The organism is Synechococcus sp. MIT S9509, assembly GCF_047303035.1.
GTDB lineage: Bacteria > Cyanobacteriota > Cyanobacteriia > PCC-6307 > Cyanobiaceae > Synechococcus_C.
This window is the reverse complement of sequence record NZ_CP138940.1, coordinates 1,175,070-1,188,588: the sequence shown is the minus strand read 5'-3', so window position 1 is coordinate 1,188,588 and position 13,519 is coordinate 1,175,070. Positions and strand designations below refer to the sequence as shown.

14 protein-coding genes are annotated in these 13,519 nt (G+C 60.0%); 7 read left to right on the top strand and 7 right to left on the bottom strand.

Annotation, left to right across the window (positions count from 1 at the left end):
- Positions 1–476: 476 nt before the first annotated feature.
- A complete protein-coding gene (locus SIB73_RS06770) occupies positions 477–701 on the top strand; it encodes a hypothetical protein (protein ID WP_413406365.1) in 225 nt (74 codons plus the stop codon).
- A gap of 228 nt (positions 702–929) precedes the next feature.
- Here the strand turns inward: SIB73_RS06770 and SIB73_RS06765 are convergent, their stop codons facing one another.
- From SIB73_RS06765 to SIB73_RS06750, 4 genes are read right to left on the bottom strand one after another with little or no spacing between them, the layout of a single operon-like run.
- Positions 930–2,195, bottom strand: coding sequence for a cytochrome P450 (locus SIB73_RS06765; RefSeq protein ID WP_413401865.1), 1,266 nt, complete (start codon positions 2,193–2,195; stop codon positions 930–932).
- A gap of 39 nt (positions 2,196–2,234) precedes the next feature.
- On the bottom strand, positions 2,235–3,092 hold the full coding sequence (locus SIB73_RS06760) for a metal ABC transporter permease (protein WP_413401866.1): 858 nt from the start codon (positions 3,090–3,092) through the stop codon (positions 2,235–2,237).
- Complete coding sequence (locus SIB73_RS06755; RefSeq protein WP_413401867.1) at positions 3,085–3,855, bottom strand: metal ABC transporter ATP-binding protein; 771 nt, start codon at positions 3,853–3,855, stop codon at positions 3,085–3,087. Before SIB73_RS06755 ends, SIB73_RS06760 begins: the two co-directional genes overlap by 8 nt.
- Before the next feature lie 6 nt (positions 3,856–3,861).
- Positions 3,862–4,935 carry a metal ABC transporter solute-binding protein, Zn/Mn family gene (locus SIB73_RS06750; RefSeq protein ID WP_413401869.1) on the bottom strand — a complete coding sequence of 358 codons (1,074 nt, stop codon included), beginning with the start codon at positions 4,933–4,935 and terminating at the stop codon, positions 3,862–3,864.
- 127 nt (positions 4,936–5,062) lie between these two features.
- On the opposite strand from SIB73_RS06750, the gene SIB73_RS06745 reads away from it, so the two are divergent.
- From SIB73_RS06745 to SIB73_RS06725, 5 genes are all read left to right on the top strand, one after another.
- Positions 5,063–6,400: a CobW family GTP-binding protein gene (locus SIB73_RS06745; RefSeq protein ID WP_413401871.1), complete on the top strand. Its 1,338-nt coding sequence runs from the start codon at positions 5,063–5,065 to the stop codon at positions 6,398–6,400.
- The gene (locus SIB73_RS06740) at positions 6,388–7,437 is read left to right on the top strand and encodes a WD40 repeat domain-containing protein (protein WP_413401873.1); all 1,050 of its coding nucleotides are present in this window, start codon (positions 6,388–6,390) and stop codon (positions 7,435–7,437) included. Before SIB73_RS06745 ends, SIB73_RS06740 begins: the two co-directional genes overlap by 13 nt.
- A gap of 405 nt (positions 7,438–7,842) precedes the next feature.
- Complete coding sequence (locus SIB73_RS06735) at positions 7,843–8,637, top strand: SDR family NAD(P)-dependent oxidoreductase (RefSeq protein ID WP_413401875.1); 795 nt, start codon at positions 7,843–7,845, stop codon at positions 8,635–8,637.
- 107 nt (positions 8,638–8,744) lie between these two features.
- Positions 8,745–9,458 carry an SDR family oxidoreductase gene (locus SIB73_RS06730; RefSeq protein WP_413401877.1) on the top strand — a complete coding sequence of 238 codons (714 nt, stop codon included), beginning with the start codon at positions 8,745–8,747 and terminating at the stop codon, positions 9,456–9,458.
- A 90-nt stretch (positions 9,459–9,548) separates the two neighbouring features.
- Positions 9,549–10,775 carry a glycosyltransferase gene (locus tag SIB73_RS06725; RefSeq protein ID WP_413439762.1) on the top strand — a complete coding sequence of 409 codons (1,227 nt, stop codon included), beginning with the start codon at positions 9,549–9,551 and terminating at the stop codon, positions 10,773–10,775.
- On the opposite strand, the gene SIB73_RS06720 is transcribed toward SIB73_RS06725, so the two are convergent.
- Both SIB73_RS06720 and SIB73_RS06715 read right to left on the bottom strand, forming a co-directional pair.
- Positions 10,776–11,540 (bottom strand): GAF domain-containing protein, encoded by a 765-nt coding sequence (locus tag SIB73_RS06720; RefSeq protein WP_413401881.1) that lies wholly within the window; start codon positions 11,538–11,540, stop codon positions 10,776–10,778.
- Positions 11,541–11,722: 182 nt separating this feature from the next.
- Positions 11,723–12,112 (bottom strand): putative quinol monooxygenase, encoded by a 390-nt coding sequence (locus SIB73_RS06715; RefSeq protein WP_413406367.1) that lies wholly within the window; start codon positions 12,110–12,112, stop codon positions 11,723–11,725.
- Positions 12,113–12,207: 95 nt separating this feature from the next.
- On the opposite strand from SIB73_RS06715, the gene SIB73_RS06710 reads away from it, so the two are divergent.
- Positions 12,208–12,699, top strand: a complete 492-nt coding sequence (locus tag SIB73_RS06710) for a cupin domain-containing protein (RefSeq protein WP_413401883.1) — start codon at positions 12,208–12,210, stop codon at positions 12,697–12,699.
- A 21-nt stretch (positions 12,700–12,720) separates the two neighbouring features.
- On the opposite strand, the gene SIB73_RS06705 is transcribed toward SIB73_RS06710, so the two are convergent.
- Positions 12,721–13,461 carry a class I SAM-dependent methyltransferase gene (locus tag SIB73_RS06705; protein ID WP_413401885.1) on the bottom strand — a complete coding sequence of 247 codons (741 nt, stop codon included), beginning with the start codon at positions 13,459–13,461 and terminating at the stop codon, positions 12,721–12,723.
- Between the last annotated feature and the right edge of the window lie 58 nt (positions 13,462–13,519).

Genomic DNA, 13,519 nt, shown 5'->3' with positions numbered 1-13,519 from the left:
TTCAGAGGGGCCTCCGCATGCGGAAGGCCGCCTCTTCCGGATGGAAGAGACGGCCTATCTCGCTCGTTCGCGCATGGTTTCACTCCATCACGTCGGGATGAAAGGAGGTGTGCGAAGCAACTGGCTGCGGCGTCCCTGGGGCCATGACGTCCAGAGGTGGAGCTGATGCAACTCCTGGGCACCTGTGACGATGCAATGGAGTGTCGATCGACGTGGCGCACCTGATGTCTGCCTGTCGAAGGACCAGCTTCACGGATGGGTGGAAACTGTTGGAGCAGGGGGCCGGAAAGTCAGGAGGCTCCTGCGATCTGGTTGGGTGGAGTGTCGGCTGTCATCAGCGCCTCCGATCTCGATGACCACAGTTTTGGCGTTGGCGAACGCAAAGGCAATGAGCATGAAGGCGCATTGCCTCAGCTGTGGTTGCGACCGAAAGTCAGAACGGCGTGCAAACGCACAGTCCTCAGGGGGTTGACGCCATGGGCCTGCAACTGCAATCCGCCGACTTCGTGCATGACGATGGACTCACCTACTGCATCAGGCGTGAGTCGCTGGATCAGGACTTCACGATCTATGAGAAGCGCAATGGAGACTGGGTTGATGCCGGCCTTGATCAGGCTGTGAAAGACCTCGATTTCGCCGAGTTCAAGCGCCTTGGTCTGCTGATCAAAACGATCATGGATGCCGATCGTTGGGTGGCCTAGTGCGTGGAACACCGGTGCTGTTTGCGGTTGGTGCTGTCTGGACACCCGACCCTGCTTCTACGGTTTTCCCCCTGTGAAGATGCAGAGTGCTGTACGAGTCTTGGCGCGGTTGAGAACGGCATGAGTGCATCGGTTCCCGGGGTGTCAACCTCGGGAACTTTTTCATGAGGCTTTGCTGAGTGCAGGGGCAGGTGGATGCAGGACGCTATCTCTCGAAGCCCTTGCTCTTCAACGGCGCGACGCCACTTGCACCAGCAACCCGTCACGTGGTGTCGGACTGGGAATCTGCTTCAACGACAGGTCCTGATCGGGCATCAGAGTCAGCCGCAGGTTCTGGAGCAGACCCACGGTCATCAGCCTGATCTCGAGTTCGGCCAATGCCTTGCCGAGGCAGACCCGTTCACCGCCTCCGAAGGGAAGCAGAGTCTGGGTGAAGGATCCATCGAGATGGCGCTGCGGCCTGAATGCGGAGATGTCGTCGTCGTGCTGAGCACCCGATGAACCAAGCACCACCTGGATGACCCGGTCTCTGGGAACCTCCACATCGGCCAGGCGGATCGGTTGCAGATTGCGTCGGAAGAAACCTCCCACCGGAGGCGTGAGCCGCATGACCTCCAGAACCGTGGCATCCAGGCGAGGTGATCGATGGGAGGTCTGGAAAGGCCAGGGTGATGCCAGCAGTTCCGGAAGCAGCCAGCGTTCCACCTCCGGGTTGAGCAGCAGGGCACGGAACAGGCAGCTCAGTGATGATGCAGTTGTCTCATACCCTGCGAACAACAGCAGCAACAACTGCTCCACCAGGTCGTCGTCATCCAGTGGCATGTCGACTTCATCGAGCCCACCGCTGAGCAGATCCAGTCCTCCCTGGCTGGAATCACTGTTCTGCAGCACCCTTTTCAGGCGTTCAAGCAGCCGCTTCCTTGCCGCCACCGCCCGGGCAAAGGGGGTTCCCGGCACAGCCAGTGGAATGGAAAAAAGAGCCTGAGTCCAGATCTCGAAATCAGCGAACAGGGCGTCGCGGTCAGCGGCATCCAGTCCCAGCACGGTGGTGGCGATCACGGCGAACGCGAATCGACGCATCTTTGCGGCCAGGGGCTGCGGACCATCGCTCTGCTGCAGCTCAGTGATCAGCTCCTCGATCAGAGCCTGGATCGATGGGGTGTAGCGACTGAGTGCGCCGCTGGAAAACAGCTGCCCCACCACGCGACGGCGGGCTTTGTGAGCGGGGCCGCTGCGGTTGGCCAGAGATCGACTGCCGAGCAGTTGCCGCACACTGTCCGGCCACCAGCCCTCGAGATCCGCGCCCTGCTTCAGCAGATCGGAGATCGCCCGTTCACCCTGGATGAACACGATCCGCTGGGCGAGCAGGCGGGTTTCAAAGACATCGCCATGGGCGGCAAAGCGTTTGCTGGCGAAGCCGGGGTCACTGAAGAATTCAAGCGTTTCCCTGAGACCCGTGACAGCACCGGTGCTGGGACATGTCGAGGCGGGCATGGAGACTGATCTGATGCACTGAGAACCTATCGGCCAGGGTCAGGCCTGGGGTTCAGGTTCCGGCGTGGATAGCCGCCTGAAGAGGCGTGAACTGAGCAGCAGGGCGATCAGGAATCCAAGGAACTGCACCATCACCACCGAGGGTCCCGATGGCAGATTCGTGAGTCCCGAGGCCAGCAAGCCGAGCAGGGCACAGGTGCCTCCCAGGATCGAGGAGACGAAGACGTAGACCGGAAAACGGCGACAGAGCAGACGGCCTGCGCAGGAGGGAATCACCACAAAGGCGCTGATCAGCAGCACGCCCACCGCCTTGATCGACACCGCCACCACCACGGCAAGCAGCACGATGAATGCGAGCCGGTGCCAGCGGGTCTGCACACCCACGGCACCGGCAAGATCCTGATTCAGGGTGAGCAGCACCTGCGCACGCATGCTCAGGCTCAGATAGATCAGTGCCGCTGCCAGCAACATGCCGATCACAATCAGGTCCAGACTGCTGACCCCGAGAATGTCTCCGAACAGAAGCTGGCGAATTCCGCCCCGGTAGCTCTCGACCAGGCTGAGGAAGAGAATCGCTGCCGCCAGAGAGGTTGAATAGACAATGTTCAGCAGTGCATCCGTGGGGAGGGAGCTTTTCTCCACCAGTTGATTCACCAGAAGGGCGAACAGCACTGCAAAAGGGATCAGAACCAGTGTGGGATTCACGCCGATCAGGATTCCCACCGTGATGCCCAGCAGGGCTGAATGCCCGAGGGCATCGCTGAAAAAGGACAGCTCCCTGAGCACGGCAACACTGCCCAGCAATCCTCCAAGCGCTCCGGTGAGCAGACCGCCGATCAGCGCTCGCTGCATGAAAGGCTCGGCAAGAACGAGCGTCAGCGTCTGGGTGTCAACCATGACACTGATGCCTGTAGGGAACCATGTGGGGCCCGTACAGATCGATGAGACGTTCAGGGGTGAGGGTGTGATCCGGTGAACCGCTGCAGCAGAGGCGTCGATTCAGGCCGAGAACCTGGTCGCTGCTGCGGCGAACCATGTCGAGATCATGGGAGACGTGCAGAACGGTCCATCCCTCCTGACGTCGTAACTCAAGCAGCAGCTGTTGGAAGCGCTCATTGGAGGGCACATCGAGGCCTGCCTGTGCTTCATCGAGCACCAGAAGCTGTCGGGGGCGCACAACACAGAAGGAGAGCATCACCCGTTTGAGCTGACCTCCGGACAGCTCGCTGAGAAGACGGTTTCTCAGATCAAGGCAACCGGTGCGATCCAGTGCCTTCTCAACGGCAGCCTTGCGTTTCTGGTGTTGCTGCCAGGGCCAGCGTGGGCCGGGCGGGTCAAACCCGAAGCCGACAAACTCGGCCACGCTCAGGGGAAAGCGTCCCTGCAGGGCAAGACTCTGAGGCACATAGGCGATCTGGGATCTGATGGCACCTGGGAGGTCGCCGTTGGGCGAGAGTTGTTTGCCGAGAATCCGCACCTCCCCGTGTTTTCTCGGCAGCAAACCGAGCAGGGCGGCCACCAGAGTGCTTTTACCGGCGCCGTTGGGCCCAACCACGGCGGTCTCGCTCTCACCCTGGAGTTCGAACGAGACCTGTTCCACAGCGAGGCGACCTGAACGTTCAACCGACAGGTCCCTCACCACCACCACCGGGTCGGGCATCAAACGTCAGTCCCCAATGGCTTTGACCAGATTGTTGACGTTGGAGCGCATCACCTCAAAGTAGGTTCCCGGCACTTTGGCGGATTCGGCTGAGCCGGTCTCAAGCGGGTTGAATTCAACGATATTCACCCCGAGATCTTTCGCCAAGGCATTGAAGGAACGTTTGCCTTCCTGAGGTTCGCTGAGCAGGGCTTTAAGGCCTGACTCTTTGACCTGAGCGGCGACCCGTTGCAGATCGGCCGGGCTTGGATTCATCTCGGGCAGGTCAACCAGGAATTCCGCTTTCAGGGAATAACGGTTGGCGAAGTAGGTCGCGAAGTCGTGGAAGGCGACGAATGTCTTGCCGCTGTAGGGCTTGAGCTTCTCGGTGAATTCAGTGTTCAGCTCCTTGAGCTTGGCGGTGTACTGGGCCGCGTTCTTCCTGTATCCATCGGCGCAGCCTGGGTCAGCTTTGACAAGCCCGTCTCTGATGTTCTCGACCTGCTGAGTGGCGCGAACCGGATCAAGCCAGATGTGGGGATCGTATTCACCATGGCTGTGTCCATGGCCGTGATCGTGGTCATCATCATCGTCATGGTGCTCACCCTCATGGTGGTCGCCATCGTGATGGTCATCGTCGTGATGGTCATCGTCGTGGTCGTGGTGCTCACCGTCGTGATGATCATCATCGTGATCGTCATGATCATCGTGACCGCCGCCACCGGCCGCTTTGATCGTTTCCACGCCCTTGCTGGAATCAATCACGACGAGATCCTTGTTGTCAGCGGAATCGATCAGGTCGTCGAGGAATTCCTCCATCTCCAGCCCGTTTTTGACCAGAACGTTCGCTCCGCTGAGATCGGTCAGGTCGGAGGGTGTGGCCTGAAAATCATGGGGCCCCAGATTGGGCGGAATCAACGACGTGACCTCCGCGCAGTCGCCGGCCACTGCTTCAGTGAACAGTGTGATCGGCAGGAAAGTGCTGACCACTTTCACTCCCTTTCCCTGGCTTGCATCCTTGTTGGAGGCATCGGGTGCCCCGCAGGCAACCAGGCCGACCAGGAGAGACAGTGCGCTCAGGCGCGAAAACACAGAAGCCATTCAGTTGTGAAAGCCAGGACGGGTTTGAGGTTCAGAGCTCAATGGAGCTCGCTACACGAGAATGGTAATCATTATCTCGTCAGTTGCTCAAGGTCATTAGCCTGAGGCAAACGAGTCTCCGCAGCTGATGTATCAAAAAGTACCCGTCACGATTCTGACCGGCTATCTGGGCTCGGGTAAGACAACTTTGTTGAATAAAATATTAAGTGAAGAACATGGCAAACGTATTGCTGTCATTGAGAATGAGTATGGAGAAGTTGGTATTGATCAGGGTCTTGTCATCAATGCTGATGAAGAAGTTTTTGAAATGTCCAACGGGTGTATTTGTTGCACTGTTCGTGGAGATTTGATCCGGGTTCTTGGGAACCTGATGAAGCGACGCGACAAATTCGATTACGTGCTGGTTGAAACCACCGGGCTTGCCGATCCAGGGCCGGTTGCCCAGACATTTTTCATGGATGATGAAATCCGTGATGAATTCACCCTGGATGGCATCGTCACGCTCATTGATGCCGCACACATTGACCAGCAGCTCGAGCGAAGCAATGAAAGTTCTGAACAGGTTGCTTTCGCTGATGTGCTGATCCTCAACAAGTCTGACCTTGTGCCTGAGGACTCATTGGTGAAGCTCGAATCACGCCTGCGCGACATGAACACCATGGCCCGTGTGGTGCGCAGCACCCAGGCGGACGTGCCTGTCGAGACAGTGCTCAATCTGAGTGCCTTCGATCTCGATCAGATTCTGGAGCGTCGACCCACATTCCTTGAGCCGGAATATCCATTCGAGTGGACAGGTGTCTATCAGCTTGAGCCGGGTCAGTACGCAATGACCCTTGAAGACGGCCCGGATCCGGAGATGTCGCTGGTGGCGATTCCCGGTCAGGCCACGGATGAGGATGCACTGAAGCAAAGCGCGGAGCAGTGCGTGCGGCTGTTCGCCCAGGGCGCTCAATCGCTCAGGCCCGGTGATTCAATCGCTGCCAATCAGCATCTCAGTCTTGAGCTCGATTCAAAAGGAACCAAATCCTTTCCGTTCGAAGTCAAGGATGAAAAAACGATCGGTTTCTACGCCCAGCACACGGCTGAGGAATTTGACCTGAAGATCATCCGGTCGGGGCAATCAGTCAGCCCGATCAAAGAGCGCGTCTGGGTCGCCGAGCATGAGCATGACGACGAGGTCGGCTCAATCGCCATTGAGCGTGAGGGAAATGTTGACCCTGAAAAACTCAACCAGTGGATCGGAACACTGCTGGCTGAAAAAGGCGTGGACATTTTCAGAACCAAGGGATTCATCAGCTACCAGAACGAATCCCGCAGAGTTGTGTTCCAGGGTGTCCACATGCTGTTCACCGCCCAGCCCGGGCAGGAGTGGGGAGACGAGCCGCGCTGCAATCAGCTTGTGTTCATCGGCCGTAATCTTGACGAGGCTCAGATGCGCAAGGATTTTGACCAATGCCTGATCTGAAGATGTTTGCCCCCCAGGGCATGCTTCATGAGGGTTGGACTGCCCAGGTTGATGACTACGCACTGGCCTGTGGATGGACCGGCGACGGCGAAGGGCTGCTGGTCGGCGATGTTGCCGGTGGGCTGTCTCTCTTCTCCGGCAAGACCGGTGAGCTGATCTGGACCAGAAACAACATTCATCAGGGCGGCTTGCTGGCACTGGCGATTCATCCGAAAGGGGCGCTGTTCGCCACTTCCGGTCAGGATGGATGCGTGCTGATCTGGGACAGCCGGCAGGGTGAAGTCCTGCATTCGATCAAGCCAGGGCGCGGCTGGGTTGAACATCTGGCCTGGTCAGCCAGTGGCGACATGCTCGCCGTTGCCGCATCCAAAAACGTGCACATCTTCAACTCCGATGGTGTTGAGAGATGGCGCACTGAGGAACACCCCAGCACGGTCAGTTCGATCTCCTGGTCAAAGCCTGATGAGCTCGCCACCGCCTGTTACGGAAAGGTCAGTTTCTTCGACATCACCAGGCAACAGGTTGCTCAGGAATTGAAATGGCAGGGATCGCTCGTTTCGATGGTGCTGAGTCCCGATGGAGACATCGTGGCCTGCGGCAGTCAGGACAATTCCGTGCATTTCTGGCGACGCTCCACCGGTCTGGATGCTGAGATGACCGGCTATCCCGGCAAGCCCAGCCAGCTGACGTTTGATCAGGGCGGTCAGTTCCTGGCGACCGGTGGCAGTGATCAGATCATCGTCTGGAATTTTCAGGGAGATGGACCTGAAGGGTCACTGCCCGGTCAGCTTGTGCTCCATCCCGAACCCATCTCCACGCTGGCGTTTGCCCATCAGGGACTGATCCTGGCTTCGGGTGCAAGGGATGGTTCGGTGTTTGTCTGGCTGCTTGATCAGAATGGTGACGGCAATCCACTGGGGGGCGCCTTCACGGCGGAGAGGATCAGTGCAGTGTGCTGGAAGCCGGATGACACCGCTCTGGCGGCGATTGATTCCAATGGACGAGTCTCAGTGTGGCCGTTCAAGATTCGCTGCTGAGATCTGCGGGCGATCTCCACTGAGTTGAATTCAGTGCACTGATGTTCACGCTTGAACCAGAAGCTCTGGTCAGACAGGATCAGGATGGATGAAATTCTGTTGATTGAATTCCGCTGATCTCAGAGACTGTTTTTTTGAATCGCGTTGCTCTGGGCGGTGACAATCTGGTCGAAATGACGCAATCGTTTTCGCGATTGTACGGAGAATTTCAAACCGAAATTGTGCACAGTGTTCATTGCACTCAGGTTGTTCGTCAAACCTATCTGTGGGTTGATCCCTCGTGCGATCGCAGTCAGTAGTTGATCCTGTTTTTCCACGCCGATGGATCACCGTTGTGGCCTGCGCAGATGACGAAGACTTCGACGCCCTTCACTCTTGGGACAGGTGTCCTGGATCCATCGCGGCATGACAAGCATCGATCTCAGCGGAGGCCTGGTGCTGGTGACCGGTGGAGCAGGCTCCATCGGCAGTGCCATCGCCATTCAGGCGGCTCAGGCCGGTGCCAGTGTCGCCGTCTGTGACATCAACAGCGATGCCGCTGAGCGCGTTGCCGCCGGGATTCGCTCAAACGGCGCAGTGGCGATGGGGTTCAGACTCGATGTCACCGATCCGGACGCAGTGAAACAACTCATGCCGAGGGCGGTGGAGCAGCTGGGGCCACTGCGCGGACTTGTCACCGCTGCCGGTCTTCTGCGCACAGGACCTCTGGCGAGCCAGTCCCACAAGGACTGGCAGTGCATGATGGCCGTGAATGTGGATGGAACCTTTCACGCGGTGCAGGCCGCCGTTCCACATCTGCAGGCGACAGGTGGCTCAATCGTGACCCTGGGCAGTGTGTCGGCTTTCATCGGCTCAGTCGATGGCGGGGGCTACACCACATCCAAGGGAGCCGTGCTCAGTCTCAGCTATGCCGCAGCCGGGGAGCTGGCGCCGCGAGGCATCCGCGTGAACAATGTCGCACCAGGCTGGGTTGATGGAGGGTTCACCCACCAGGCCCTTGAAGCCAGCGATGATCCCGACGCTCTCAGAAGGCGGGCACGTGAGCTGCATCCACTTGGACGCATGGCCACCCCCGGTGATGTCGCCAATGCAGTGGTGTGGCTTCTGTCGGATCAGGCAGCGTTCATCACCGGCTCCATGCTGTTGGTGGATGGTGGATTCATGATTCAGCACGAAGGCCAGTCCAGACGCGAAGCGTAAGTCGTCCTCCCGCTGAATCCCTGTGCTTGATCCACATCCGCGCCGGGGAGTTCTTGATGGAGGGAACCGTTGCCAAGGTGTGAACAGTCAGTCAGTCGCCTGAGGCCATGACCGCACAACTGGTGGTGATCACAGGAGCCGGAGCCGGGATCGGCAAGGCTCTGGCTCAACGCTTCTCCGGTGCCGGTCATCCCTGTCTGCTGATTTCAAGGCACCAGGATCCGGATCCCGCGCTGGACGGCGGATCCGTGATCTACCGACAGCTTGATGTCTCCGATGCAGGAGCACTGGGGGAGGCCATCGCCTCAGCGGAACGTGAGCATGGACCCACAGGCTGCCTGATCAACAATGCTGGGATGCTGCACATCGGTGGGCTGGACAGCCTCAGCCTTCAGCAGATCAATGAGGAGGTGGACACCATGATCAAAGGGGTGATGAATGGCATTCACCATGTTCTGCCCGGAATGCGGGAACGTCGCTGCGGAACGATCGTCAACATCAGTTCGATCGGCGATCGCAAGCCGGCTCCGGGAGCTCCCGTTTATCACGCCTGCAAACACGCCGTGCGCTCCCTGGGCGAAAGCCTGAACATGTCGGAGGCGGAGCACAACGTGCGTGTGATCAATCTCGCGCCCGGACTGATCCGAACAGCGATTCACCAGAAGATGGGGATCAGCTTCGAGGACTACTGCACCATGCTTGGCAATCCGACCTTCATCCAACCGATGGAGCTCGCGGACATCGTCTTCTTCTGCTGGCAGCAGCCCCAACACATCTGCATCCGCGACATAGCGGTGATGCCCACCGACTGCGGCTTCTGACGGTCGACATCAGCGGCTGAACTGAATCATTGGATCCGCCGGCCTGTGGACTCGCGTCGTCTGCACAGCCGCCCTGAATGATTTCCTGGAGTGAACGATCCGGATGTTTGCTTGGACCCTCTGCTGATCGCAGCCCTGCTGCTGGTGGCCACGGCCTTTGCTGCCTGCTCCGGTCTGCTGATTGCCCAGCTCGGGTTGCAGCGCGTGTTTTCGATCGCCCCCTGTCTCGAGGCCGCGCCGGCGACCGATCCACCGGACACCTCTCTATGTGTGGTGATCCCTGCTTACAACGAAGCCGCCAACATCGGCGCCTGCCTGAGCAGCGTGCTCGCCAGTGATCCGCCCTGCCGCGACTGGCGGGTGCTGGTCGTGGATGACGACTCCACGGACGCCACGGCCGAAAGGGCAAGGCTCACGGCGGCTGAATGCGAGGCGGCCGAGCCGTTGTTCGAACTGCTCGTTGCCGGTCCCCGGCCCTCCGGCGAGCGATGGGTGGGCAAGAACTGGGCCTGCACCAGGGCGATGGAGCAGGTGCGCAGCCACTGGGTGCTGTTCATCGATGCCGATGTGCGCCTGCAGCCTCAGGCTCTGCGCCGAGCTCTCGCCCAGGCGATGCGGGAGCAGGCGGATCTGTTCAGTCTGGCGCCGCGGCTCGGCTGCGGTTGCCTGGCGGAGTGGATGGTGCAGCCGATCATGGCCAGCCTGCTGGGGCTGGGGTTTCCGATCGAGGCCACCAATGACCCCGCTTCCGAGGTGGCCTTCGCGGCAGGGCCGTTCATGCTGTTCCGCCGCTGTGCCTACGAGGCCATCGGCGGGCATCGCGCTCTCGCGTCTGAAGTGGTGGAGGATCTGGCCCTGGCCAGGGGCATCAAGGCTGGTGGCTTCCGTCTGCGTTATCTGCTCGGACTTGATGCCGTGGATCTGCGCATGTACGCCGATCTGCCATCGCTCTGGGAGGGGTGGACCAAGAACTGGTTGATCGGGCTCGATCGCAATGTGGGCAAGGCTCTCGGTGCCGCCGCCGTGGTGGTGCTGATGTTCAGCAGCCCCTGGCTGTTGCTGCCCTCGGCCGTTGTGCTGCTGCGGGTGCTGCCACAGCTGTCGTTCTGGTGGCTGTTGTTGCTCGGGCTGTCGCTGCTGGGGATCGGGCAGCAGCTGGCCCTGCGGTTCTGGCAACAACGGCGCTTTGATGTGCCGCTCACCAACTGGTGGCTGATGGGCGCAGGCGGCCTGCTGCTCGGGGCGATCGGTCCGGTGTCGGTGTGGCGCACACTCACCGGCCGCGGCTGGACCTGGAAAGGCCGTCAGCTCGGCTGATCAGAGCCCATCGCTGATCACCTGCGCCGATGTGTGGCTGTTGTCGCCCGACTTCCTGCTCTCCGCCTGCCAGGCCTCCAGCACTTCCGGGAAGTGCTCTTCGATGCAGCTGTCGCAGATGCCGTGGGAGAAGTTCAGGGTGCTGCGTTTGGCCAGGTACTGATCGAGATGCACCCAGTCACCACGCTCATCCTTGGCTTTGCGGCAGTAGCTGCAGGTTGAGATGATTCCTGAAGGCTTGCTCTCGGAGCAGAACGACTCGAGCAGATTGATCGAGCGTTTTCTCAGATCCAGGAACGCCACCACCTGACGGGAGAGGGCCTGCATGATCTGAAGCTGGGTGTCAGCAAGCCGGTTGGGCTTGCGGTCGATCACACACAGGGTGCCGATCCGGTGTTCCGCTTCGTTGTTGAGCGGGAAGCCGGCATAGAACCTGATCTTGGGATCTCCGCAGACCAGGGGGTTGTCGACGAAACGCTCGTCCTCAAGCGCGTCGGTCACGATCAGGGGCTGGTCGGTGTGGATGGCATGGGCGCAGAACGACCAGTCTCTCGGGGTCTCCTCGGCCTCGATTCCCACCTTGGATTTGAACCACTGTCGGTCGCTGTCCACGAGGCTCAGCAGGGCGATCGGTGTCTCGCACACCAGTGAGGCCATGTGGGTGATGTCGTCGTAGGACTGCTCAGGCCGAGTGCCGAGAATCCTGTATTCACTCAGGGCCTTGAGGCGTTCCTGTTCGAATTCAGGGATGAGAGCGGTTTTCATCGCCTGATGCATTTCCTCAACAAGGTATGCGTGATGAAGAGATTGACAGCGTCCGGCAATGGAAATTCACGGCGGAGATGTTGCTCTGTGAAGTTTCAATAGGAATGAATGAGATCGCAGTTCTCCGCTGTGATTACCCCTTAAAAGAGCCGCATTTTCTGGTTGTCGCCAGGTTCAGCTGATCAGACGCGGCTGTAGCCCAGACGGCTTTCGTAGATCTTCAGCGGCAGCCCGAACGACTCCATCAGGGCGCGGCACTCGGCGCCGACGGTGCCGTAGACCTCCACACTGAAGCCATCACCCAGTTCGGCATGTTTCTGCAGGTACTCCTGCACCGGCGGGTTGCTCACATGGTCGGAGAAGGCCGCATCGTTGGCGTAGACCTCCGACCAGACGAAGGCCTGGGGGTCATCAGGGTCCTGGTCGAAGGTGTGATGCAGCATCCCGGGCTCGCTGGCCTGTACCGCCGCGTCGGTGGCTGCGGCGAGCTGGAGATAGGCGTCCACGCAGCCCGGCTTCACATGGATGCGGGCCAACAGCATGAACGGCGTTGAGCAATCGAATCCGGCCATTGCTTCACTGAAAGGGCTCTGATCCTCGCGGCAACGGGCTCTGTGGATCTGTTTCGGGACACACTGTCGAAGCTGTCTGATCCGAGTCTTGATCCATGCGCAAAACCGTTCTCCCTGCTCTGGCTGTGGCATCCGTTCTGATGGCAGCCGTCGCGGGGTGCACGAACCGCGGCAGTGAGTCTGCGGAGTCCGCAGCCGCCAGTGCGGACGCGGCGTCCACCGAGGTGACGGTGAAGGAGGTGTTCAGCGGTACGCAGACGCTCAACGGAACGCCCTTGCGTTATCCGGAGGGCAATCCGGAGCTGCGCCTGTATCGGGTGGAGATTCCCGTGGGCGGCAGGATCCCCCTGCACACCCATCCCGCTCCGATGCTGGTGCACGTGCAGGGTGTTGACTCCGGCGATCTGCTCAACACCCGTGTTCAGCCGGACGGCAGCGAGGTGAGCAGCGTGTTCAAGTCCGGTGAAAGTTTCATCGAGGGTTCCTCTGAACCCCATTTCGTGGAAAACAAGAGCGACAAACCCACCGTGGTGTGGGTGATGGTGGCTTCGGTGGAGGGGCTGCCCACCACCGAATGGATCAAATGATGCGCTGATGCGGAAGGGGCATCAGGTCCGGGTGGCTTCGATCAGGCAGAACGGCGGTGTGGCCATGATCGCCGTCCAGTAGTCGGCCCCCCTGGCCTCCACCCCTTCCTCAGCCAGCACCGGCTGGGGCCAGCGCACCTGTCGCAGACCGCAGTCTTCCATCAGGGTCTGCATCACCTCGCGGCTGATGTAGTAATCGGTGAGCTCGAACACGCCGCCGTCTTCGATCTCGAATCGGTAGTGGATTGCAGCACCCTCCACCAGAGGGCCATCGATGCTCTTGCTGTAGCCGTAGGGGCGGCCGGCCTCGAAGTTCGAGGGAGGGTCGTCGGGGTTGTTGTTGAGTGCCACCAGCCGGCCTCCAGGCCGCAGCAGGTCGCAGATGGTGCTGAACTGGGCCCGCAGCTCTTCGCGGTTGCGGGCATGGTTGAACAGGTAGCCGGCGAACACCAGGTCAAACGTGGTCTGCAGCTTCAGCTCAGCGGCGTCGCAGACCCGGTAGTCGATGCCGAGCGGATGGCTCTTCTCCTGGGCCCGGGCCAGCTCAACCATGTCGGAGGAGAGGTCGACCCCCAGCACCTGATCGGCGCCGAGCTGCCTGAGCAGGCGCGTGTAGTGCCCCTCGCCGCAGCCCAGATCCAGCACCGAGATGCCGCTGAGATCCCCAAGCAGCGCCAACGCTGAAGGCTGTTCGAGATAGGTGCGCCAGGGCTGGCGCTTGGCCATCTGATAGCAGGTGGCATGTCCCTGGTAGTCGCTCATGCGCACCGATCCGCCTGCGCTCAGCCTATGAATCCGGCCTGAGGCTGTCAGGACTGCA

Bases quoted from the DNA above. Each gene is read 5' to 3' on its own strand.
- SIB73_RS06715 (WP_413406367.1), bottom strand. From the start codon at position 12,112: ATGGCCGGATTCGATTGCTCAACGCCGTTCATGCTGTTGGCCCGCATC.
- SIB73_RS06760 (WP_413401866.1), bottom strand. From the start codon at position 3,092: ATGGTTGACACCCAGACGCTGACGCTCGTTCTTGCCGAGCCTTTCATG.
- SIB73_RS06710 (WP_413401883.1), top strand. From the start codon at position 12,208: ATGCGCAAAACCGTTCTCCCTGCTCTGGCTGTGGCATCCGTTCTGATG.
- SIB73_RS06735 (WP_413401875.1), top strand. From the start codon at position 7,843: ATGACAAGCATCGATCTCAGCGGAGGCCTGGTGCTGGTGACCGGTGGA.
- SIB73_RS06720 (WP_413401881.1), bottom strand. From the start codon at position 11,540: ATGAAAACCGCTCTCATCCCTGAATTCGAACAGGAACGCCTCAAGGCC.
- SIB73_RS06745 (WP_413401871.1), top strand. From the start codon at position 5,063: ATGTATCAAAAAGTACCCGTCACGATTCTGACCGGCTATCTGGGCTCG.
- SIB73_RS06730 (WP_413401877.1), top strand. From the start codon at position 8,745: ATGACCGCACAACTGGTGGTGATCACAGGAGCCGGAGCCGGGATCGGC.
- SIB73_RS06755 (WP_413401867.1), bottom strand. From the start codon at position 3,855: ATGCCCGACCCGGTGGTGGTGGTGAGGGACCTGTCGGTTGAACGTTCA.
- SIB73_RS06750 (WP_413401869.1), bottom strand. From the start codon at position 4,935: ATGGCTTCTGTGTTTTCGCGCCTGAGCGCACTGTCTCTCCTGGTCGGC.
- SIB73_RS06705 (WP_413401885.1), bottom strand. From the start codon at position 13,461: ATGAGCGACTACCAGGGACATGCCACCTGCTATCAGATGGCCAAGCGC.
- SIB73_RS06765 (WP_413401865.1), bottom strand. From the start codon at position 2,195: ATGCCCGCCTCGACATGTCCCAGCACCGGTGCTGTCACGGGTCTCAGG.
- SIB73_RS06770 (WP_413406365.1), top strand. From the start codon at position 477: ATGGGCCTGCAACTGCAATCCGCCGACTTCGTGCATGACGATGGACTC.
- SIB73_RS06740 (WP_413401873.1), top strand. From the start codon at position 6,388: ATGCCTGATCTGAAGATGTTTGCCCCCCAGGGCATGCTTCATGAGGGT.